The sequence below is a fragment of the Mesorhizobium sp. genome, assembly GCF_041661565.1.
Taxonomy (GTDB): Bacteria; Pseudomonadota; Alphaproteobacteria; order Rhizobiales; family Rhizobiaceae; genus Mesorhizobium.
Map to the genome: position 1 here is coordinate 1 of NZ_JBAZUD010000009.1, position 21,205 is coordinate 21,205.

Below are 21,205 nucleotides of genomic sequence, written 5' to 3' on the forward strand. Positions count from 1 at the left end.
GTCCTGCGGCGGCCGCATCAAGGTTTATGTGGAAAGATTGGGCTGATCTGCGATGGATCCCTATGCGCTGAAAACGCTCAACGCCGAACGCCGCGCCCGCCGCGCGGCGATCCTTGTCACCGATCTTGGCGATGGCCGCGACCGCGTCGTGCGTGAAGGCGATCATGTCGCGGGCGATCTCGGCGCCGCGATCGCCAGGGCATTCCGAACCGGCAATTCCGGTTCGATCGAGGCCGAGGGCCGCACCTTCTTTCTCAACGCGCATCTGCCGCGGCCGCGCCTGGTGGTGATCGGGGCCGTCCACATCAGCCAGGCGCTGGCGCCGATGGCAAGCATTGCGGGCTATCCCGTCGAGATCGTCGATCCGCGCACGGCCTTTGCGACGCGGGAACGCTTTCCCGATATCGCTTTGCACGCAGAATGGCCGGAGGATGTGCTGAAGCGCCAGCCGCTTGACAGCTATACGGCACTTGCCGCCGTCACGCATGATCCCAAGATCGACGATTTCGCGCTGAAGGCGGCGCTCGACGCCAACTGTTTCTATATCGGGGCGCTCGGCAGCAGAAAGACGCATGCCAAGCGCGTCGAGCGCTTGCTGACGCTGGGTGCGAGCGCCGACCAGCTCGCCCGCATCCACGCGCCCATCGGCCTGGACATCGGGGCTGCCAGCCCGGCCGAAATTGCCGTCGCCGTCCTCGCGCAGGTCGTTCAAGCCTTCCGATCTCGAGGTCTTGAAGCGAAGGGCGCCGCGGCGTGAAATTCGGACCCGTGCCGATCGAGGCGGCCGAAGGGGCGATCCTGGCGCACGCCACCACCGCCGGCGACCGGCGCTTCCGCAAGGCGCATAGGCTGAGCGCCGATGATGTGTCGGTGCTGCGAGCGGCCGGGATTTCGCGGGTCGTCGCGGCCGTGCTGGCCGCAGACGACCTTGGCGAGGATGCCGCCGCCGCCAAAATCGCCGCAAGCATGCTCCACAGAAACATCGACACCAAGGCACCGGCGACCGGCCGGGTCAACCTCCATGCCGAAGCGGCCGGTATCTTCACAGTCGACGCCGCGATGATCGACGCCATCAACGCCGTCGATCCCACCATCACCATCGCCACGCTGGCTCAGCATGCGCCGGTCGAAAAAGGCCAGATGGTCGCGACTGTGAAAATCATTCCCTTCGCGGTCGCGTCTGCCCTGGTCGATGCGGTCATGAAAATCTGCGCCGGTGGCGAGATCTTTGCCGTCAACGCCTATCAACCAGTGCGCGTCGGCGTCATCCAGACCGTTCTGCCGGGCATCAAGCCGAGCGTGCTCGACAAGACGCTTCGCGTCACCGAAGCGCGGCTGGCGCGCTCCGGCGGCAGGCTGACGGCCGAGCGTCGCACGGCGCATGAGATCGCGCCGGTGGCGGAGGCCGCGGCCGCGCTGGCCCGCGACAACGACATGGTGGTGATCTTCGGTGCGTCGGCGATGAGCGATTTCGCCGATGTCGTTCCGGCGGCGATCGAAAGAGCAGGTGGCACCGTCATCCGCGCGGGCATGCCTGTCGATCCAGGCAATCTTCTGGTGCTCGGCACGCTCGACGGCAAACGCGTCATCGGTGCGCCGGGCTGCGCCCGCAGCCCCAAGGAGAATGGCTTCGACTGGGTTCTGGATCGATTGATCGCCGGTCTGGATGTGACGTCCAGGGATATTGCCGGCATGGGGGTGGGCGGGCTGTTGATGGAAATTCCCACTCGGCCGCAGCCGCGCGAGCCATTGCCGGTCAAAAGCCAGTTCAAGGTCGGGATCGTGCTACTGGCGGCGGGCCGGTCCAGCCGGATGGGAGGGCCTAACAAATTGCTGGCGCTGTTCGACGGCAAGCCGCTGGTGCAACGTGCTGCCGAACGCGCTCTCGGCTCGAAGGCTTCCGGCACGATTGCCGTCACCGGTCACCAGCGCGAGCGGGTGCGTGCGGCACTGGCGGGGCTGGATGTGACCTTCGCCGACAATCCCGATTTTTCCGAAGGCCTGTCAACGTCGTTGAAGGCCGGCATTGCCTATCTGCCCGAGGACTCGGCCGGCGTGATGATCCTGCTCGGCGATATGCCGGGTGTCGGATCGGACGACATCGACAGGTTGATCGACGCATTTCGCGAGGCCGGAGGCAATTCGGTGGTCCGCGCCTCGCATCGGGGCAAGCGTGGCAACCCTGTGATTTTGCCGCGCTCGCTGTTTCCCGCGATCGCCCATCTCGAAGGCGATACCGGTGCACGGCATCTGGTCGAGGCCGAAGGGCTCGACGTCATCGACGTCGAAATCGGCGAGGCCGCTTCGCTCGATGTCGACACCCGCGAAGCGCTCGAAGGTGCCGGCGGCGTGCTGCAGGATTGACAAACCCGGACCGAATTACGCAAGCCTTTGGCATGGCTTTTCTTCCGTCCGCCTATGCGCTTCTACCCCCCTCTGGCCTGCCGGCCATCTCCCCCTCAAGGGGGGAGATTGGCAGGGTCGGTGGCGGCACTCATTCTGCAGCCTTCGAGATTGGCGAAAGCCGACGTGACATCCGATCTCCCCCCTTGAGGGGGAGATGGCCGGCAGGCCAGAGGGGGGCAGTCGCGCTCCGAACCATTCTAGTTTCCGTTTTTTTTCTGTTTTCTGCCGGTCACGCCAGTGCTCTCGAACTGAAACCGTTCAAGGACGATCTCTTCGCCTATCCGGCCGCGCTGTCGTCCGACACCAGCGGCGCCTACACGGTCATCGATTACCGGGAACCGCGCGACATCAACCAGCGCGACGAGGTGCCGGAAAAGCGCGTGCATGCCCAATACACTGAAACCGGCGTACGCAAGGTGCAGCAGGACCTGATGTTGAAGACCGATGTGGGCGATATCAGGCACATCGCCGTGGGGAAGTCGAAAGGCGCCGGCATCATCGTTCTTTATCTGCACGGGCAGGGCGGCAGCCGCAAGCAAGGCGTCGACGACTTCACATTCGGCGGCAATTTCAACCGGCTCAAGAACCTGATGGCCGAAAATGGCGGCCTCTATCTCAGTCCGGACTTTCCGGATTTCGGCGACGCCGGCGCCGCCCAGATCGCCGCGCTGATCGATCATTACGCCGGGCAATCGCCGGGGGCGAAGATCTTTGTCGCCTGTGGCTCGATGGGCGGCGCGCTCTGCTGGAAGCTCGCCGCGCGCAAGGACACGGGAGGCCGTATCGACGGGCTGCTGCTGCTCGGCTCATTTTGGGACGAGAGCTTTCTGGCGAGCCCCGCCTTCAAGCGGCGCGTCCCGGTTTTCTTCGGCCAGGGGAGCCATGACGTGGTCTTTCCCGTGGCAAAACAGGAGGCGTTCTTCCGCTCCATCCTTGCCAGATCCAAGACCTACCCGACCCGTTTCGTCCGCTTCGAGACAGGCACGCATGGCACGCCGATCCGCATGACCGACTGGCGCGGCACGCTTAACTGGATGCTGACGAAGGCGCCCTGATCGCCGCTGAGGACGGCCGTCCAACGCTCAGGGCGCGGTGTTGTAGTCGACAACCGTCTCCGGGTTTTGCTCGCCGTCATAAGATGCGTCGACGTCGTATTGGACCAGCGAGAAATCACCGTTGCGAAACAGGTAGGTTCCCGCGTTCGATGCATCGCCGACGCCGCGCCACTTGTTGAAGGTGTTGATCGTGTGGGCATCCGAATCATAGTTGGAATTGACCGCCCAGCCGGTCGTTCGGAAGCCGATGATGTGGATGGATTCGACCTTGCCTTCGCTGTCGTTGTTCACATAGCGGATATCCATCTCCGGCTCGGTGAACTGCAGCTGCCTGACGCCAGATACATCGTCGCTTATGTAGTAGATGGAGCTTTCATTGTAGGCGGCGGCAGAGCAGGAAAACTGGAAGAGCCGTGTTTCTTTGTCCGGATCGGTCGGCAGCGCATCCTTGTCTTTGTACTTGATCGAATAGAGCTCCGGCTCATTGGCTAGCCGGTCCTTGTCGCACTGGTTGCCATAGGCCGCCAGAAAGGCCTTCTTGGCCTGTTCCAGTGCCGCATCCTTTTTCGGCGGCGGCGGCCCTTCGCCGCAGCTTGATGGCAGAGCGTCCTCGAAACCGGCGGAGGAAGGTTTCAGCTCGCCCTTTTCGATATGGATCGGATCGAAGGGCGGCGCCGCCTGGATCTGGGCATTCACCTGGCGCAGCGTATAGCAACCGGCAAAGACCTTTTCGCCGCCGGCCTTGTCGGTGGCGCGGATGGCGACGGGGACGCTGTAATAGATGCTGCCAGCGGCGCCGTCATTCGAAATCGCGCCGGTCTCCACCTCGACCTTGTCGGTCCCGTCATAACCCTTGACGAAAGCATCAAAATCCTTTGCCGGCTTTGTATCTCCGAAATAGCCCCAGGCGCGGGCGAATTCATGCCGGTTTATGGCACTGTAAAGCGACTGGATGACCGCATCCGCACTTGACCGGTCATCGACATAGGGCGCTTCGGCCACATCGCCGGCGGCCAGCGCCGTCGGGCCAGATGTGGCAAGGGATAGAAAGGCAGTCGCTGCGAATAGGACGTGTCTCATCGGGTGATCTCCGCCTGATAGAGGGATTCTACCGTGCGGATTGCGGCAAGGTGGTGACGCCGCGCGGGTCAAGCTTGAAGAATCGGCCGCGAAGGCGCTACGTCCCGTTCGCCGGCGTTCGGCCGGACAGGAGATATGACGTGACGATATCGATGTACGAGGCATCCGTGCCTGTGTTTTCGGCAAGGCTGAAAGCACTTTCCAGTGTGCTCGCGGCGGCGGAACAGAATGCGCTTGACCGCAAGATCGATCCGCAGGTGTTTTTGACATCGCGGCTGGCGCCTGACATGTATGCGCTGACCAGGCAGGTCCAGATTGCCACCGATCACGCCAAGGGCGCGCCCTCGCGCCTTGCCGGTCGTGAAGTGCCGAAATACGAGGACAATGAGGCTAGCTTCGCCGATCTGGAAGCGCGCATTGCCAAGACGATCGCCCATCTCGAAACATTTTCAGCCGCCGACTTTGACGGCTCCGACGACAAGATGATCGAGTTGAAGATGGGAGGCCGTGAAACGACGTTGAGCGGCATGCAGTATCTGCTGCATCTGGCCATGCCCAATTTCTACTTCCACATCACCACCGCGTACGACATCCTTCGCCACAACGGCGTGCCGCTCGGCAAGGCCACCTTCATTGGCACGCGCTGAGGATTTTCAGTTTTTCAAGATGTCCCGGAGCGATCCGGGACATCCCTCGGCTTGATTTGCTCAGCGCATCGACATTTCGCGCGCTATGCGTGGAAAGTCGGCTGGCTTTATCCCGATGTCGGCTCGGTCCGCATTGCTCATCGAATGAAGCACGGCGAGTGCCGCTCGGTATCTCAGTTGTTCCTGTGGACGCGGCCTTGCGAACATTTCAGTGAAGAAACCCATGTTTGAGCCCCCGTTAGATCCTCCACACCTGCCATTATAGGTGAATCGTGACAATTGTGCAGTGCAACATAAGCATGCCAGCCATGTCCTGAGGGTGCGGACTGCAGGGGATGCGATCTATCACGGGGTTGGCAATCGCTGTCCTTGATAGCAACAGGGATCCCCGAGACAACAGAGAGGTGGGACAATGGTGGACTTTCCGATCGAGCCGGTACGTGGAAAATTTCCCGCTCTTTCCCTGACCGACAGCGGCCGCCGCCGGATTTATCTCGACAATCCCGCCGGCACCCAAGTGCCCCGGTCCGTGGCCGAAGCGGTGTCGCGCTGCCTGCTCACCACCAATGCCAATCTCGGCGGCTATTTCGAAACCACGATCGCGGCTCAAACTGTCGTCGACGACGCGCATCAGGCAATGGCTGATTTTCTTGGGGCCGCGAGCCCCGAGGAAATCATCATCGGCGCCAATATGACAACGCTGACCTACAACATGTCGCGCACGCTCGGCCGGACGATGAAGCGGGGGGACGAGATCATCCTCACCCGCATGGACCATGAGGGCAATGTGTCGCCCTGGCTGCAACTGGCCGAGGATCTCGGTCTGGTCGTGCGCTGGCTGCCGTTCGATGAAAAAAGCTGGCAGGTCGAGGAAGAGACTCTGGCCGGCCTGCTGTCGCAGAAGACACGGCTGGTCGCGCTGAACTATGCCAGCAACCTGACCGGTTCGATCAATCGCGTTCAATCGCTGACCCGCCTCGCAAAACAGGCCGGTGCACTGGTCTATGTCGACGCTGTGCAGTTCGCGCCGCATGGCCTGATCGATGTGCAGGACCTCGGCTGTGATTTCCTGGTCTGCTCGGCCTATAAATTCTTCGGTCCGCATATGGGCATATTGTGGGGCCGGCGCGATGTGATCGAGGGGCTGACGCCCTACAAATGCCGCTGTTCATCCAATGGTCTGCCGGAACGGTTCGAGCTTGGCACGCCGCAGATCGAACTGATGGCCGGCCTCACGGCGGCGGTGGACTATTTTGCCGGGCTGGGTGCAGCAACGGGCGAGGGCGGATCGCGCAGGCATAAGATCGCCAGGGCATTCGAAGTCGCCATCGCCTATGAAAATCCGCTGGCGCAAAGGCTGATCGACGGCCTGTCCGATATCCCGGGCCTGACCATCCACGGCATCACCGATCCGAAGCGGCTCGGCGATCGCGTGCCGACGGTTTCCTTCACCGTCGATGGCATCGTGCCTGAAACGATCGTCCGGCAGATGAATGCCGAGAACATCTTCCTGTGGTCGGGCCACAACTACGCCTGGGAGATCGTCCACCAACTCGGCATCCCGGACGAGCAGGGCGTCGTGCGCATTGGCATCGCCCACTACAACACATCGGCCGAGATCGACGAGACGCTGGAGAGCGTGCACCGCGTCATCGCCATGCTCAGGCAGCAGCGTTCCTGACGCCTGCTTGAACCTTACCGCGCCTTGCCGCCGAAGCCGGTTAGGAAAGCGGCGAGATTGTCGCCAAGTTCGTCGCAGAGATAGCCGCCTTCCTGGACAATGACGGTCGGAAGGCCGAGCTTGGCGATAGCTTCGCCGATGCGCGAGAAGCCCGGCGTCGTCACCGCAAGCCCGCCGAACGGATCGCCCTCGAAGGCGTCGAGGCCGAGCGCCACGACCAGCGCGTCGGGTGAAAAGGCCCGGATGCGTTGGAACGCTGCCTTGAGTGCCTCCAGAAACGCCGCGTCGGCGGATTTGCGCGGCAGCGGCAGGTTGAAATTGTAACCCAGGCCAGCACCTTCGCCACGTTCATCGGCATGACCCCAGAAGAACGGGTAAAAGCGCACCGGATCGGCATGCAGCGAGACGGTGAGCACATCGGGCCGTGCATAGAAAATGCCTTGCGTGCCGTTGCCGTGGTGCAAATCCACATCGAGGATCGCCACCCGCGCCGCCTGCTTGCGCAGGACCTGCGCCGCGACCGCCGAATTGTTGATGAAGCAGAAGCCGCCCGCGACATCGGCGAAGGCGTGGTGGCCCGGCGGACGGCACAGCGCATAGGCGGCCGTCGCCCCAGCCATGACGGACTCTGCGGCTTCGACCGCGCTCCAGGCACTCCACAGCGCGCTTTGCCAGGTATCGCCCGAGATCGGGCAGGCGGTATCGGCCATATGGTAGCCGGCCTGGCCGACCGCCGAGGCCGGATAGGAGCCGTTGCGCGCGATCGGATGGATGTTGGGGATCACTTCCGCGGAGGCGCCTTCGATGCGCTGCCAGCGCGTAAAGATATGCTCGAGGAAATCCAGATATTCCGGCGTATGCACCGCGGCGACCGGACCAAGCCCACGCTCGCGCGGTCGTTCGATCGTGCAGCCGGCAGATAATGCGCCGGCTAACAATCTCTCGACGCGTTCCGGTTTTTCCGGATTCGGCTGTGCCGCACCGCTGGACAGAAAGGCCTTGGGGTCATGGCGCTTCTGCTCCTCGGCGTAAAAGGCTTTCATTCCTGCTCCCCGGTATTCGGCGCGTCGGCGAAGGCGAAAAAGGCCTCGCCGATGATCTTTTGCGTTTGCTCGTAGCTCGACCAGGCGATCCCCAGCCTTTCATAGAAGGCCGTCGCACCCTCATTGTCGGTATCGACGGAGAGCCTCAGATAGACACCGCCTTGCTTCCGGCACTGTGCCGCGACCTGCCGCAGAAGGCGCTCGCCGATCCTGCGGCCGCGAAACCGGTCCTCGACATAGAGGTCCTGCACATAGACGCCGGGCCGTCCCATCCAGGTGGAAAAGATCGGGAAATGCAGGCAAAGGCCTGCGAATTCACCGCCCACTTCCGCGATCAGTGTCGAGAAGGCAGGCTTCTCGCCGAAGCCGTAGGTCCTGAGATCGTCCGCCGTCGAGATGATCTCCTCGGGCGCGCCGATATGCGTGCCAAGCTTCAGGATTGCCGCATGGATCGTTTCGACGTCCTCGATCCGGCCGGGGCGGAGGGTGATTTCGGGGGCAACGGTCATACGAGGGTCGGCGCCCAGGCACCCCCCTCTGTCCTGCCGGACATCTCCCCCTCAAGAGGGGAGATTGGCAGCTTCTGACCCGTCGTACATGCTGCAAGGCCGGAAGGTGGTGAAAGCCGAAATGACAGCCAATCTCCCCCCTTGAGGGGGAGATGGCCGGCAGGCCAGAGGGGGGTGGGACTGGACGCTACCATCAGATCATCGCCTCAAAACGCCACCCGGTCGCCGCCCTTGAGCGCCAGCATCTCGCGCGCCTCGGTCGGCGTCGCAACCTCCAGCGACAGTCCATCGAGAATGCCACGGATGCGGCGCACCTGATCGGCGTTGGACTTCGCCAGTTGACGGCCGTCGTAGAGACTGTCTTCGAGCCCGACGCGGACATTGCCCCCCATCGCCGCCGCGATCGAGATCAGGGGCATCTGGTTGCGGCCGGCGGCCAGCACCGAAAACTGGTAGCTGTCGCCGAACAGCTTGTCGGCGATCCGCTTCATGTGGATGAGGTTGTCCGGGTCGGCGCCGATGCCGCCCAGGATACCCAGGACGAACTGGATGAAGAGTGGTCCCGACACCAGGCCGCGGTCGCGGAAATGCGCCAGCGAATAGAGATGGCCGACATCGTAGCATTCGAATTCGAAGCGCGTGCCGCAACCCTGGCCAAGCTTCTCGATCACCCCTTCCATGTCGGCGAACGTGTTCTTGAAGATGGAGTCGCGGGTGGCCTCGAGCAGCTTCGGCTCCCACTCGTGTTGCCACTCCCTTGGCCTGTCGAGCATGGGGAACAGCGCGAAATTCATCGATCCCATGTTGAGCGAGCACATTTCCGGCTCGGCCCGCAGCGGCGCGGCCAGCCGCTGCTCCAGCGTCATCAGCGACGAGCCGCCGGTGGTGATGTTGATCACCGCGTCGGTGGCCTGCTTGATGCGCGGCAGGAACCGCATGTAGACGTCAGGGTCTGCCGTCGGCCGCCCGTCCTCCGGATCGCGGGCGTGAAGATGCAGGATCGAGGCGCCGGCCTCGGCGGCGGCGATGGCGTTCGCCGCGATCTGGTCCGGCGTGATCGGCAGATAGGGCGACATCGACGGCGTGTGCACCGAGCCGGTGATGGCGCAGGTGATGATGACTTTTCGCGGCGCCATTCTGCTAGCCCCGGCCTTCGACCGGCAGGTCGAGCTCGGATGCCAGCACCTCCAGCGAGTCGCCGATGATCGAAACGATCTCGCCGACCTGGTCGCTGGTCACGATCATCGGCGGGGCGACCATGAAATTGTCGCCGTCGACGCCGCCCTTGACCCTGCGGCCATAGATGATGAGCCCGCGCTCATAGGCGAGGTCGAGCAGCCGCTGGGTGGCTTTCTTGTCCTGGTCGATGGGCCGCAGCGTCTCGGGATCGGCAACCATCTCGGCGCCGGTGAGCAGGCCCTTCCCGCGGACGTCGGCGATGAACGGGAAACGCTTGGCCAGACCCTTCAGCCCGTCCATCAGCACGTCGCCCATGGCGGCCGCATTGGCGATCAGGTCGAGCCGGTCCATCTCGCCGAGCACAGCGAGCCCGGCGGCGCAGGCCAGCGGGTTGCCGGCATAGGTGTGGCCGTGCTGGAAGCCGCCCGAGGCGAGCAGTGGCTGCACCAGACGCTGGGGGGCAGCGAGTGCGCCGAGCGGCGCGTAGCCGGAACCCAACCCCTTCGACAGCGCGACGATGTCGGGTTTGCAGTTCCAATGGTCGCCGCCGAGGAACTTGCCGGTGCGGCCGGCGCCGCTCATCACTTCGTCATGAATCAGGAGGATGCCGTAGTGGTCGCAGATCTCGCGAATTCGCGGATAATAGCTGTCCGGCGCCACCAGTGCCGCAGTCGCGGCGCCCCCGATCGGCTCCATGATGAAGGCGACGACACTCTCCGGCCCTTCGGCGAGGATCTTCTCCTCCAGCATGTCGGCATAGCGGATGCCGCGCTGTTCCATCGAAAGGTTGTCACGGTCGCGCCAGGCGGTTGGCGCCGGGATGGTGGGCATCACCCGCATCATCGGCTCGAATGTTTCGACCAGCGCGTCGTCGCCCGTTATCGACAGCGACCCCAGCGTGCCGCCATGATAGGAGGGGAAGCGCGTGATCACCTTCCAGCGGCTGGCCTGGCCGGTGGCGACCGCCCACTGCCGCGCCAGCTTGATGCAGGATTCCGTCGCTTCAGAGCCGCCGGAGACGAAGAAGATGCGGTCCATGCCTTCCGGCAGTTTTCCGGCCAGTTCCCGCGCCAGCTCTTCAGCCGGTTCGTTCTCGAAATGCAGACGATAGGCGAAGGTGGCGCGGTCCATCTGGCGCTTCATGGCGTCGAGCACATTGCGGTTGGAATGGCCGATATTGGCGACCATCGGCCCGCTCGATCCGTCGATGAAGCGGCGGCCATCCTGCGTCCACATATAGATGCCTTCGGCGCGATCGATCAGCGGCCGGCGCAGGCTGGACAAATAGAACAGATGCGATTCACGCCTGGCGTCAACGCCTTGAGAGGTGGTCTGGATTTTCGACATGTCAGGACTTTCCGAGGTAACGATCGAGGACATTTTGCGTGACGCGTTCGACCATGGGATCCTGCCGCAGCAGGCCGGCCACCCATTCGCAACTTCCGGCGTGGAAAACCTCGCCCTTGCCTCGCGGGAAGTTGACGATCATGCCGTTGCCGCGTTTGACTTTTTCGAGATTGGCATCGCTCCTGTCGCCGAACAGCGTTTCGGCGCTGAAGCGCCCGTCCTCGTCGGTAAGGAACTGATCCTCGATCGCGATATCCGCGCTTTCCTCGACCTGACTGGCCATACCGACGGCGAGAACCTGCAATCCGTCGGGTGCGCCGCTGTCTGAGGTAGGGTAGGGCAGGCCGCCGCGGATCTCGAAATCGAGCCCATCGACCTCATACCCATAGACATGGCTGTCGGCGCCGAGCAGGTCGCCATAATAGATGCCGGTGCCGGCAAAGGCCCAGTGCTCGGGCCGGTAGACCGGAAACCCGCGCACGCCGCGCGGCGCGCAGCCGCCCCAGCCAGCATAGAGGCCGCGTGTGGCGTTGAGCCCGAAGGTCGCTGAACCCGGCCGGCCGATTTCCGGCGCCTCCCAGGAATTTGTGGCTCGGGTCACGTCGCCGCCCTGGAGATAGGCGGGATCCTCCTTGCGCGAGCGATATTTGTAGCAGACTTGCCGGCGGCCCTCGTCCTCCAGCCGGGTCTGCCACATGAAGTTGCCGGCGAAGCGCGCCGCATGGCCGCCGCGTTCCACATAATTGTCGACCGCGTCACGCATTTCCCAGGTCCAGTATTCGTCATGGCCGACGAAGACGGCGCAGTCGTAGCCGTCGAGAATTTCAGGAAAAAAATGCAGATCATGCTGGCTGGCGAGGTCGACGCCGTAGCCGGCCCGTTCGGCGAAGCGGAAGAAATGGCTGTCATAGCTGGCCCAGCCCGACGAGGCGTATTTCTTCGAATGACCGGTGGCCAGCGCCCATTCCATGTGCGGATAGCGCGGCGCCGTCTTCGGCGGCACGGCGATTTCCAGCGGTACGCGCGGCGCATCCTTCGGCAGCACGACGAAGCCACGGCACCAGGGGCGCTGCGTCGATACGATGGGCGAATACTGGTCACGGTTCGGCCCGGTGATGCCCTGGTAGTGGTTGGAACCGCCCCAGGTGTTGTAGGCGAGCCAGGTACCAGTCGCCGCTACCTGCAGCACGCGGCCGGGCCTCTTGCCGGGCAGTGGCGCGACGATCACAATATGGTGGCATTGGATCGGCTTGCCGTCACGGCCTTCCGCCGTGAGCGTAATCCGATAGGCGCCGGACGGCCAGTCGGCCTCGACGGGGAATTCGAACGAAGCCTCCCAGTCGCAGCCCTCGACCGAACATTGATCCGGACTGTCCTGCCAGCGCGCCGCGATGCCCGACTGCTCGAAGACTCTCGTCTCCAAGCCGCCGTCGCGAATGATCGTGATGCTGAAGGACGGAGCAGTGGAACTGACATGCAGCGTCACCGTCTCACCGGCGCGGTAAGAGAAGCGGTCGCTGTAGCACCAAATCTCGCCGCGCTCGCCATCCATGCCCGGCCATTCATAGTAGTGACCGCGCACCGCATGGCGGCGCTGCTCAGCTGTCAATCCGAAATCGGGGAATTGGGTGGGGTATCCGGTCATTGTCCTGCTCAGGCGGAAAGGTATTTCTTGAGGAAGCCGCGGGTGCGTTCTTGCCGCGGCGCACGGAACATGTCGGCGGGCGGACCCTCTTCCACCACCACGCCGCCATCCATGAACAGCACCCTGTCGGCGACTTCGCCGGCAAAGCGCATCTCGTGCGTTACGATGAGCATGGTCATATGTTCGGCGGCGAGCTGTTTCATCACCGCGTTGACTTCGTCGACCAGTTCCGGATCGAGGGCCGAAGTCGCTTCGTCGAACAGCATCACCTTGGGCTGCATTGCCAGCGCACGGGCAATCGCCACGCGCTGCTTCTGGCCGCCGGACAGCCGCGAGGGATAGGCGTCGATCTTGTCGGCGAGCCCGACCTTGGTCAGCAGGCCGACGGCCAGTTCCCTGGCTTCGGCTTTCGGCGTGCCCTTCAGGATCACCGGTCCCATGGTGATGTTTTCGATGACGGTCAGGTGTGGGAACAGGTTGAAGTGCTGGAACACCATGCCCATCTGCTGGCGCACCGTGTTGATGTGGCGCTCGAAGGCCCGGCCGCGCAGCTTCTGATTGACCTGAACGCCGTCCAGCCAGACCTCGCCGCCGTTGAGGGTCTCGAGATGGTTGATCGAGCGCAGCAGCGTGCTCTTGCCCGAGCCGCTCGGCCCGATGATGGCCACGATCTGCCCACGCTCGACCGACAGGTCGATCCCCTTGAGCACCTCGACGGCACCGAACGACTTGCGTGCGCCGCGCACCTCGACCATTGGCCGCTGCGTCCTCATCGGGAGACCTCCACATGTCGTTCGAACCGGTTCAAGGCCGCTTCGAGCACGAGGTTCAGGATGTAGTAGAGCGCGGCCGCCGTGATGTAGAATTCGAACGGCCGGAAGGTTTCGCTGATCGCCAGCTGTGCCGAATGGACAAGCTCTGCGATTCCGATGACCGAAACGATGGAGGACTCCTTCAGCAGCGCGATCATATTGCCGCCGATCGGCGGCGCGGTGTTGCGGATGGCCTGCGGTATCACGACATGGCGCAGCGTTCGCCATTTGCCGAAGCCGATGCTGCGCGCGCCTTCGGTCTGGCCGACATCGACGGCGACGATGCCGGCGCGGATGACATCGGCATTGTAGACGGCGAAGTGCAAGCCGAGCCCGACGATTCCGGCGGCCAGCGCCGGGATGTCGATGCCTATCTGGACCAGGCCGAAATAGATCAGGAACAGCTGCAGCAGCAGCGGCGTGCCCATGAACACCCACATGAAGGCGCGCACCGGATAGGCGACGATCCGCGGGGCGTAGAGCACGATGACCGCGAACAGGATGCCGAAGATGAAGCTCACCGCGCCCGCCGCCACCGTCAGCACGGCCGTCCACCAGGTGCCGATCAGCAGGATGTCCCAGTAGGGCCAGACAACGGTGAAATCGAGACCTTGCATCGTGTTCCCCGCTCAGACGATGGCAAAGCGTTTGTCGAGCAGGTCGACGGTTCGCGATACGGCGTAGACCATGATCATGTAGAGCAGCGCTGCCACGCCGAAGATCTCGAACGGCTTGTAGGTCGAGCCGATGAAGCGCTGGGCCGTGTAGGTCAGCTCGACCACGGAGATGGTGGACACCAGTGCCGATCCCTTCAGCAGGGCGATCGTATTGACGCCGAGCGGCCGGATCATCAGCCGTGCCGCCTGTGGCAGCACCACCTTGCGCAGCGTCTGCAAGCGGCTGAAACCGATGGTTCGCGCCGCCTCGGCCTGGCCCCGGTCGACCGCGACCAGCGCGCCCCGGATCGATTCCGCCATATAGGCGCCGATGTTGAGGCCAAGGCCGATGACGCCCGCCAGGAACGGATCGAGATTGATGCCGATCTGCGGCCCGCCGAAATAGAGCACGAAGAGCTGGATCAGGCAGGGCGTGCCGCGAAACAGGCTGACATAGAGCGTGCCGGCAGCCCGCGCGATCGCTGATCTCGACATGCGGGCCGCCGCCGCCAGGGCCGCGACCGCCAGGCCGAGGACCAGGGCCAATGCGGTAATCTCGATCGTCACCAGCGCGGCTTCCACGAAGAAGGGAAAGACGCGCCGCATCAGGGAGAAATCCATGGGGCGGTCCGGCAAGAGTGGCATTCAGCTTCGGGCGGCCGTGGCCGCCTGAAGCCAGGAGCGGATCAGCGGATGTCGCTGCCGACCCACTGCATGGAGATCTTCTTGTATGTGCCGTCGGCCAGCATCTCGTCCAGCGCCTTTTGCATGGCCGCTTTCAATTGCGGATTGTCCTTGCGGATGGCGATGCCGATGGCGACGCTGCCGCCTTCGATGTCAGGCGTGTTGAGCTGGCGCACCTTCTCACCGGTCTGCTTCATCGCGATCATGACCGGGATGTTGTCGACGACGATGGCGTCGACGCGGCCGGCCTTCAGTTCCAGCAGCAACTCCGGCAGCCCCTTGTAGGTGCGGATATCCCAGCCGCCCTGTTGGCGCGCCCACTTCTCATGCGTTTCGCCCAGCGTCACGCCAAGGGTCTTGCCCTTGAGGTCGTCGAGGCTCTGCACCTTGGAATCGGCATTGACGAAGACAGCGCGGCCGGCATGGTAGTAGGGGCCGACGAAATCGACCACCTTCTCGCGTTCCGGCGTGATGGTCATCGAACCGACGACGGTGTCGTATTTGTTGGCCAGCAGGCCGGCGATGATGCCGTCCCAGGCCGTGGTGATGATGGTCCCCTTGACGCCGATGCGCTCGGCGATGGCCTTGCCGATATCGGCGTCGAAGCCAACGACTTCATTCTGGTCGTTGACGAAGTTGAAAGGCGGATACTGGCCGCTCATCGAGATCTTCAGTTCGCCAGCCGACTTGATCTTCTCGAGGTCGTCAGCCCTGGCCGAAATGGAGGTGAAGGTCGAGGCGAGCAGCAGGGCCGCGACGGCGATGCCGGAGAATAGTCTGTTCATTTTTCTGTCCTCTGGATGGTGCTGAGCGTCTTGTTCTTGGGAGGCGTCTGGACGCTTTCCTATGGGCGATGATTGCCTTTGCGGCATCATTGCGCAAATAGATAATGCGAATGGGGAGCATAGATATCAGGAATGGCTTTGCCGCGCCCCGAGCGCCTGGTGTGGGATCTGGACTGGAACCTGCTGCGGACATTCGTCGTCATCGCCGAGGTGAAGAGCATCACCCGCGCCGCCGAGCGTCTCAACCTCAAGCAGCCCAGCGTCAGCAATGCGTTGCGGCGGCTGGAGGACCGGCTAGGCCGGCGCCTGGTCGAGCGCGACGCGACGCGCTTTGAACTGACCGAGGTCGGACGGCTTCTCTACGAACAAAGTGTCGAGGTGTTCGGCACCATATCGCAGCTCCCCCTGCTGATGCGGGGGATCAGCGACGACGTCACCGGCCACGTCATGATCGCGACGGCCAGCCATGTCGTCTCGCCGCTCTTCGATCGCGCGCTGTCGGAGTTTCACCGCGACTATCCGCGCGCCAGCATCACCATTTCGGTGGCGGCAAGCACCGAAGTGGCCAAGCAGGTGAGGGAGCGCCGCGCCTCCTTCGGCATTTGCCTCGTCAGCCAGCGTGATCCCGCGCTCGACTACGCCATGGTCTATCGCGAGTTCTTCGGCTTCTTCTGCGGGCCGCACCATCGGCTCTACGGGCAGGGCGGCCTGACGCTGGACGATCTGCGGGGCGAGCCGTCCGTGTCGTTCCAGACCGACCATATTTCGGACGCGCTGCGGCCGGTGGCGCTGTTGCGCAGCGAGGCAAGGCTGAATGTCGATGTCGTCGGCGTGTCGTCCAGCCTGGAAGAGGTGCGGCGCATGATTGTCGCCGGGCTCGGCATCGGCCCGCTGCCTCTGCACGTCTCGCGGCGCGATGTGGCGGACGGGACGCTGTGGCGGCTGCCACCCTATGACGCGCCGCCGGCCATCGACATCTTCCTGCTCACCAATCCCGACAAGGCGATGAATCGTGCGGAAAAGGCGCTGCTTTCCGGCCTGCGGTCGCTGATTGCCGAAACCCCGCTCGAGGATCGCATCTACAGGGACTGACCGACTGCCAGGTGGGCCGACCGCCATATGGAGATGACCGCGCCAGGCAACCAGCGGTTCCCCCCACGTCTCCAGACCGCGATGGCCTTAAGTCTCCTATTCGTTAGCCGTGCCCTTGGTGCATTTGAACAAACCGACTATCTCAGGGAGAGGCGGCGTTTCCGCCACGGGAGTGGGCATGCTCAAAGTGCAGAAGGTCAAGATCAACGACATCTACGTGCCGACAGCGCGCAAGAAGACGCTGCATCCCGAGACCGTCCGTCATCTGGCCGAGGACATTCTGGAAAACGGCATGAAGACGCCGATCCAGGTCCGTCATGACGGCAAGCGCCATGTCCTCGTCGAAGGCGTGCATCGGCTGGAGGCCGCCAAGTGGCTGGGCGAGAGCGAGATCGAGGCCTATCTGGTGCAAGCCAAGCGGCACTGACGCGAATTCGGGTGGAGCCGTTCAACCGCTCCCGGCGAACTCAGGCCAAAATCGGACATCGCTTACGAGACCTTGGTCCGACGTGGCGGCCTCAGATGCTTGATGCCGCTCATCTCGACGAAATTCGTCGCCGAATCCCAGAGATAATCGCCATACAGGAACGGCTCGAAGGGCTCGGCGCCGCTCAAGGGCAGTGGCGCGATCTCGGCGTCGACGCGCGGCTCGTGAAAGAACGGGATGGAGAAACGCGCTGTTTTCGGCGCGATCACCCGGTGCCGGGTTGCCCGCACGCGGCCGCTGGTCCAGCGCTCCAGCAACTGGCCGAAATTGACGGCCATTGTGCCGTCGGCCGGCGGCACGTCGATCCATTCGCCGGCGAGGTTTTTGGCCTGCAAGCCTTCGACACCGTCCTGCGCCAGCAAGGTGACGAAGCCGGAATCGGCGTGTTCCCGCCCGATGACGGTGCGGGTCTCGCCCTTGTGGACGACCGAGAATTCCGGGCCGCTGGTGTCGATGCCGGCCTTGGGGTCGCGCAAGGGGTAGCGGATCAGGCGCAGCGTCGAGATGCCTTGGTCGAAATAGGGTTCGAAGATCGTCTCCGGCAGGCCGAGCCCGCGCGCGATCGATCGCATCAGCGCGTTGCCCACCGTCCGCATCGCGCGGTAGTAGTCGGCCGCCGCCGCGCGCCAGCCGGGCAGGGCATCTTCGGTCGGCAAGGGTGTCGGCTCGCAGAGCGGATCGTGCGAAACCGGCACGGTCGCCGCGTCGGCGAGGTCCGGACCCATGTCGATGCCTTCCTTGTAGGAGACGGCCGCTGGCTGCAGCGGGAACCAGCCGCGATAGACGTTGGTCTTCGAACTGTCGAAATTCCAGCGCAGCAGTTTCTGCTTCTCTGCGTCCGAAAGGGCGAAGATGCCGAGCAGTTGCGCCCGCTTGTCGGGGGTCAGCCATTCGTCTCCGGGAAAACCCCGCACCGCCATGAAGCCGATGCCCGAGGCAGCGGCCATGACAGCGGCGTCGGTGCGGTCGCGGGCAGGTGAGGGCGGGCCGAACAGCTCCGCGATGTCGATGGTTTCGATGTCCTGCGCCATGACTAGATCCAGCCCCATCACGATAATCGATGGTAGTGTATCAAAGCTTTTCAATTGACCCAATCGGCTGCCCCGATACTTTGGCTGTCCCAGTCTCCAGCAACGGATCCAGGCGATGGCTAGATATGAGGGCGGATGCCTGTGCGGAGCGGTGCGGTACCGCGCCGACGCGGCCCCCATCAACGAACGCATATGTCATTGCCGCCTCTGCCAGAGGGCGATCGGCGCCGCCTTCAACGCGCGTGTGCTGTTTCGTATCGACGATGTCACGATCGAAGGCACCCTGGCGACGGCCGATTCCTCACCGGATATCAAGCGCGGCTTCTGCCCAAGCTGCGGCACGACGATGTTTTCGCGCCGCGATGCCGCCGGCATCATGGGGATCACCACGGGTTCGCTCGACGATCCCTCGGCCTTCAAGCCGCAAATGCATATCTACACCGCCTCGAAGCAGGCCTGGGTGATTCTGGACGACGGGCTGCCGCAATATGAAGGCGCGCCGCCGCCCGGTTAGTTTCTGTCCTAAGGGGGGCCCGGAGGATGACCAAGATTTGATCCAAATCGTCACGAGATGGCCGGCAAAGCGTCATTGGCGAGCCATCATTGTCTTCTTATTTGTGCGCTGCGGGCACGGTTTTGAGGAGACGACGGATGAACGACAGCATCAGCACCCTGGACGAACTTCTGAGTGATCCGATGGTCCTGCTTGTGATGGAGCGCGACCGCGTACGCCCCGAACAGGTCCGCATGCTGCTCGAGCGGGTTCGCCGGCTGCCCGTCGATGAGCCGGCCGTTCCCCCGGCGCATGTGATCGCCCGGACATGCCAGAAACTCTGGTTGTGCCGTTGACCGACTGGCGATCTTGCGGATGAATTCACGGTCAGCCGCAGCGCGCGCCGGTTTTGACGGCAAGGGCTAGCGCCCGGCTGAGCGGCCGGTCGCTGCATCGCGAAATGGGCTATACCGGACACTCAACTCAAGTCCGGGACGCGCATGGATCTCTTCAGCCTTCTGCAAATGCTGCCTTTGCTGGTGGCCTTGGCCAAGGGTGCGATGCCGCCGACGGTGGCACTGGTCGCGGGATTTGGCCAATGGGCCATCTCGCTGCCGCCATGCCGGACCTCCACTTTCGAGGCGACGAGCTTTCTCGTTTGCGAGGTCGATCCGAAGCTGTACTCGATCGAGCTGTTCTGGAAGGATCCGGCGGGCAAACCGTTTCAGTCGCTGCACGCACTGCATGCCTCGCAACGGGCCTCCGGGCGCACGATGCTGTTTGCCATCAACGCCGGCATGTATCACCCCAACCTCGAGCCGGTCGGGCTCTATGTCGAGCACGGACGGGAAATGACATCGGCGAAGACCGGATCTGGCAGCGGCAATTTTTCACTGCTTCCCAACGGCATCTTCTCCATCAGCGACGGCAAGGCCTCTGTGCGCGAGACCGGCGATTTTCTGAAGAAGCGCCCGCATGTCGACTACGCCACGCAGTCCGGGCCGATGCTGGTGATCGACGGCCGGCTGCATCCGAAGTTCCTGGCCGACAGCACCTCGCGCAAGATCCGTGACGGCGTCGGTGTGCGCAAGGACGGTGTCGCCGTCTTCGCGATTTCGAACGGCACGGTGACCTTCCATGCCTTCGCCCGGCTTTTTCGCGACGCGCTCGGTTGCGACAATGCGCTGTTCCTCGATGGCTCCATATCGAGCCTGTTGGCGCCCGGCACCGGCCGCAACGACGACTATTGGAACTTGGGGCCGATGATCGGCGTGTTCAGGAAAAGCGGTTAGCGCCGAGCGGCGATTGCCAGCTCCGTTCTGCCCTTGCTGGCAGCTGCCTTCACTCCCTTCCTCGCGGAGATAACCTTTGATTCAAACTTTATTGGTAATTTCCCGTTCATAACTCGATCTGGTTTGTCCGTTGGCTGTCGATTTTGCCCTCGGTCTGTTGTGTTTTGAGTACAGGTCCAGATGCGGATACCGGGCGTCATCAGTTTCTTGATCGCATCGCTTTGCCTTGCCGGCTGCACGTCGACGGCGGGTATGGACGCGCTGGATCTGCAGAAACCGTCGAGCGAAACCACCAGTTCCGTGGTGCGCCCGCCGGCCTCCATAGCCACGGCCCCCACCACCAAGAGGGCCCCCAGGGGTGCCGGCAGGATGGCGCCGAGGACTGTCGACCTGGCGCCCGTCGCCGAAAGCGCCAGGCCTTTCAGCCTGGCGGAGGAGGAGACGGTGATGTTGGGCGATCAGCCTGCGCCCGAGGCCGAGCCGCAGCTTGAACCGGCCGCGCTGGTGTCGCCATCGAAATTGCTGAACCGCAATGCGCCGCCCATGTTCGCCGGCTCGATCATGCGTTACGGCTTCCGCGACGCCAAGCCGATCAATTTCGGCAAGGCGTCGCCCCGCCACCTTGCCGTGCATGGCGTCGACGTCTCGCGCTGGCAAGGCAACGTCAACTGGGGAAAACTGCGCGCCCAGGGCGCCAATTTCGCCTACATCAAGGCCACGGACGGCGGCGATCACCTCGATCCGATGTTCATGAAGAACTGGCGTGACGCCGACGCCGCCGGGCTGAAGCGCGGCGCCTATCACTTCTTCTACTGGTGCCGCACCGCGGGCGAACAGGCCGACTGGTTCATCCGCAACGTGCCCAGGATGCCGGGTGCGCTGCCGCCCGTGATCGACGTCGAGTGGAACGGTGAGTCCAGCTGCAAGCGCCGGCCATCGCGCGAAAAGGTGGTCGAGAAGATGCAGGTGTTCATGGACAAGCTGGAGCGCCATTACGGCCAGCGCCCCATCATCTACACCTCGCCGGATTTCTACCGCGACAATCTCAGGGGCGAATTCCTGGACTACCCGTTCTGGCTGCGCGCCGTGGCGCAACATCCCTCAAAGGTCTATCCGGGCCGCAAATGGCTGTTCTGGCAGTATTCCGGCTCCGGCCTGTCGCATGGCGTCACCGGCCGCATCGACCTCAACGTGTTCCACGGCGACGAGCGGCAATGGCGAGCCTGGGCTGGCGGGCAGCAGATGGTCGCGTCGGAATAACCGCTCTCCGATTTGCGACCC

The 21,205-nt window shown here is 63.4% G+C and carries 23 protein-coding genes; 11 read left to right on the forward strand and 12 right to left on the reverse strand.

The genetic code is table 11. The annotated features are described in order from the left end of the window. The first annotated feature begins 52 nt into the window (after positions 1-52). From WC739_RS03005 to WC739_RS03015, 3 genes are all read left to right on the forward strand, one after another. The gene (locus WC739_RS03005; RefSeq protein WP_372951537.1) at positions 53-757 is read left to right on the forward strand and encodes an XdhC family protein; all 705 of its coding nucleotides are present in this window, start codon (positions 53-55) and stop codon (positions 755-757) included. Then, positions 754-2,364, forward strand: a complete 1,611-nt coding sequence (locus tag WC739_RS03010) for an NTP transferase domain-containing protein (RefSeq protein ID WP_372951538.1) — start codon at positions 754-756, stop codon at positions 2,362-2,364. Before WC739_RS03005 ends, WC739_RS03010 begins: the two co-directional genes overlap by 4 nt. A gap of 185 nt (positions 2,365-2,549) precedes the next feature. Further along, positions 2,550-3,461 carry an alpha/beta hydrolase gene (locus tag WC739_RS03015; protein ID WP_372951539.1) on the forward strand — a complete coding sequence of 304 codons (912 nt, stop codon included), beginning with the start codon at positions 2,550-2,552 and terminating at the stop codon, positions 3,459-3,461. A gap of 27 nt (positions 3,462-3,488) precedes the next feature. Here the strand turns inward: WC739_RS03015 and WC739_RS03020 are convergent, their stop codons facing one another. Next, positions 3,489-4,541, reverse strand: coding sequence for a DUF1176 domain-containing protein (locus tag WC739_RS03020; RefSeq protein ID WP_372951540.1), 1,053 nt, complete (start codon positions 4,539-4,541; stop codon positions 3,489-3,491). A 140-nt stretch (positions 4,542-4,681) separates the two neighbouring features. On the opposite strand from WC739_RS03020, the gene WC739_RS03025 reads away from it, so the two are divergent. After that, positions 4,682-5,188 (forward strand): DUF1993 family protein, encoded by a 507-nt coding sequence (locus tag WC739_RS03025; RefSeq protein ID WP_372951541.1) that lies wholly within the window; start codon positions 4,682-4,684, stop codon positions 5,186-5,188. Positions 5,189-5,600: 412 nt separating this feature from the next. After that, positions 5,601-6,869 carry a cysteine desulfurase-like protein gene (locus tag WC739_RS03030; RefSeq protein ID WP_372951542.1) on the forward strand — a complete coding sequence of 423 codons (1,269 nt, stop codon included), beginning with the start codon at positions 5,601-5,603 and terminating at the stop codon, positions 6,867-6,869. Positions 6,870-6,883: 14 nt separating this feature from the next. On the opposite strand, the gene WC739_RS03035 is transcribed toward WC739_RS03030, so the two are convergent. The 9 genes from WC739_RS03035 to WC739_RS03075 all read right to left on the reverse strand — a co-directional run bounded on the left by WC739_RS03035 (position 6,884) and on the right by WC739_RS03075 (position 15,529). Beyond that, a complete protein-coding gene (locus WC739_RS03035; RefSeq protein WP_372951543.1) occupies positions 6,884-7,912 on the reverse strand; it encodes a histone deacetylase family protein in 1,029 nt (342 codons plus the stop codon). Next, positions 7,909-8,421, reverse strand: a complete 513-nt coding sequence (locus WC739_RS03040; protein WP_372951544.1) for an N-acetyltransferase family protein — start codon at positions 8,419-8,421, stop codon at positions 7,909-7,911. The genes WC739_RS03035 and WC739_RS03040 overlap by 4 nt, the downstream gene beginning before the upstream one ends. Positions 8,422-8,627: 206 nt before the next feature. Further along, the gene (locus tag WC739_RS03045; RefSeq protein WP_372951545.1) at positions 8,628-9,557 is read right to left on the reverse strand and encodes a 3-keto-5-aminohexanoate cleavage protein; all 930 of its coding nucleotides are present in this window, start codon (positions 9,555-9,557) and stop codon (positions 8,628-8,630) included. Positions 9,558-9,561: 4 nt separating this feature from the next. Next, positions 9,562-10,947: an aspartate aminotransferase family protein gene (locus WC739_RS03050; protein ID WP_372951546.1), complete on the reverse strand. Its 1,386-nt coding sequence runs from the start codon at positions 10,945-10,947 to the stop codon at positions 9,562-9,564. A 1-nt stretch (position 10,948) separates the two neighbouring features. Next, entirely contained in the window at positions 10,949-12,592 is a 1,644-nt protein-coding gene (locus tag WC739_RS03055) for a N,N-dimethylformamidase beta subunit family domain-containing protein (protein WP_372951547.1), read from the reverse strand. A gap of 8 nt (positions 12,593-12,600) precedes the next feature. After that, the gene (locus tag WC739_RS03060; RefSeq protein ID WP_372951548.1) at positions 12,601-13,365 is read right to left on the reverse strand and encodes an amino acid ABC transporter ATP-binding protein; all 765 of its coding nucleotides are present in this window, start codon (positions 13,363-13,365) and stop codon (positions 12,601-12,603) included. Continuing rightward, a complete protein-coding gene (locus WC739_RS03065) occupies positions 13,362-14,021 on the reverse strand; it encodes an amino acid ABC transporter permease (RefSeq protein ID WP_372951549.1) in 660 nt (219 codons plus the stop codon). Before WC739_RS03065 ends, WC739_RS03060 begins: the two co-directional genes overlap by 4 nt. A gap of 12 nt (positions 14,022-14,033) precedes the next feature. Further along, on the reverse strand, positions 14,034-14,681 hold the full coding sequence (locus tag WC739_RS03070; protein WP_372951550.1) for an amino acid ABC transporter permease: 648 nt from the start codon (positions 14,679-14,681) through the stop codon (positions 14,034-14,036). Positions 14,682-14,746: 65 nt separating this feature from the next. Continuing rightward, entirely contained in the window at positions 14,747-15,529 is a 783-nt protein-coding gene (locus tag WC739_RS03075; protein WP_372951551.1) for an ABC transporter substrate-binding protein, read from the reverse strand. A gap of 132 nt (positions 15,530-15,661) precedes the next feature. Here WC739_RS03075 and WC739_RS03080 point away from each other — a divergent pair, with 132 nt between their 5' ends. Together WC739_RS03080 and WC739_RS03085 are read left to right on the forward strand one after the other, a co-directional pair. Next, positions 15,662-16,621 carry a LysR family transcriptional regulator gene (locus tag WC739_RS03080; RefSeq protein WP_372951552.1) on the forward strand — a complete coding sequence of 320 codons (960 nt, stop codon included), beginning with the start codon at positions 15,662-15,664 and terminating at the stop codon, positions 16,619-16,621. Between the two features lie 178 nt (positions 16,622-16,799). Further along, positions 16,800-17,048, forward strand: a complete 249-nt coding sequence (locus WC739_RS03085; RefSeq protein WP_372951553.1) for a ParB N-terminal domain-containing protein — start codon at positions 16,800-16,802, stop codon at positions 17,046-17,048. A 62-nt stretch (positions 17,049-17,110) separates the two neighbouring features. Here WC739_RS03085 and WC739_RS03090 read toward each other — a convergent pair whose 3' ends face one another. Beyond that, a complete protein-coding gene (locus WC739_RS03090; protein WP_372951554.1) occupies positions 17,111-18,139 on the reverse strand; it encodes an isopenicillin N synthase family dioxygenase in 1,029 nt (342 codons plus the stop codon). Positions 18,140-18,254: 115 nt separating this feature from the next. Here WC739_RS03090 and WC739_RS03095 point away from each other — a divergent pair, with 115 nt between their 5' ends. Both WC739_RS03095 and WC739_RS03100 read left to right on the forward strand, forming a co-directional pair. Further along, positions 18,255-18,653, forward strand: coding sequence for a GFA family protein (locus WC739_RS03095; protein ID WP_372951555.1), 399 nt, complete (start codon positions 18,255-18,257; stop codon positions 18,651-18,653). Positions 18,654-18,790: 137 nt separating this feature from the next. Continuing rightward, positions 18,791-18,988, forward strand: coding sequence for a hypothetical protein (locus WC739_RS03100; protein WP_372951556.1), 198 nt, complete (start codon positions 18,791-18,793; stop codon positions 18,986-18,988). 122 nt (positions 18,989-19,110) lie between these two features. Here WC739_RS03100 and WC739_RS03105 read toward each other — a convergent pair whose 3' ends face one another. Then, positions 19,111-19,266 (reverse strand): hypothetical protein, encoded by a 156-nt coding sequence (locus tag WC739_RS03105; RefSeq protein WP_372951557.1) that lies wholly within the window; start codon positions 19,264-19,266, stop codon positions 19,111-19,113. Between WC739_RS03105 and WC739_RS03110 the strand changes: the two genes are divergently transcribed. Together WC739_RS03110 and WC739_RS03115 are read left to right on the forward strand one after the other, a co-directional pair. Next, entirely contained in the window at positions 19,193-19,924 is a 732-nt protein-coding gene (locus tag WC739_RS03110) for a phosphodiester glycosidase family protein (protein ID WP_372951558.1), read from the forward strand. The two genes, WC739_RS03105 and WC739_RS03110, sit on opposite strands and share 74 nt — an antisense overlap. 180 nt (positions 19,925-20,104) lie before the next feature. After that, the gene (locus WC739_RS03115; protein ID WP_372951559.1) at positions 20,105-21,184 is read left to right on the forward strand and encodes a GH25 family lysozyme; all 1,080 of its coding nucleotides are present in this window, start codon (positions 20,105-20,107) and stop codon (positions 21,182-21,184) included. Positions 21,185-21,205: the final 21 nt, after the last annotated feature.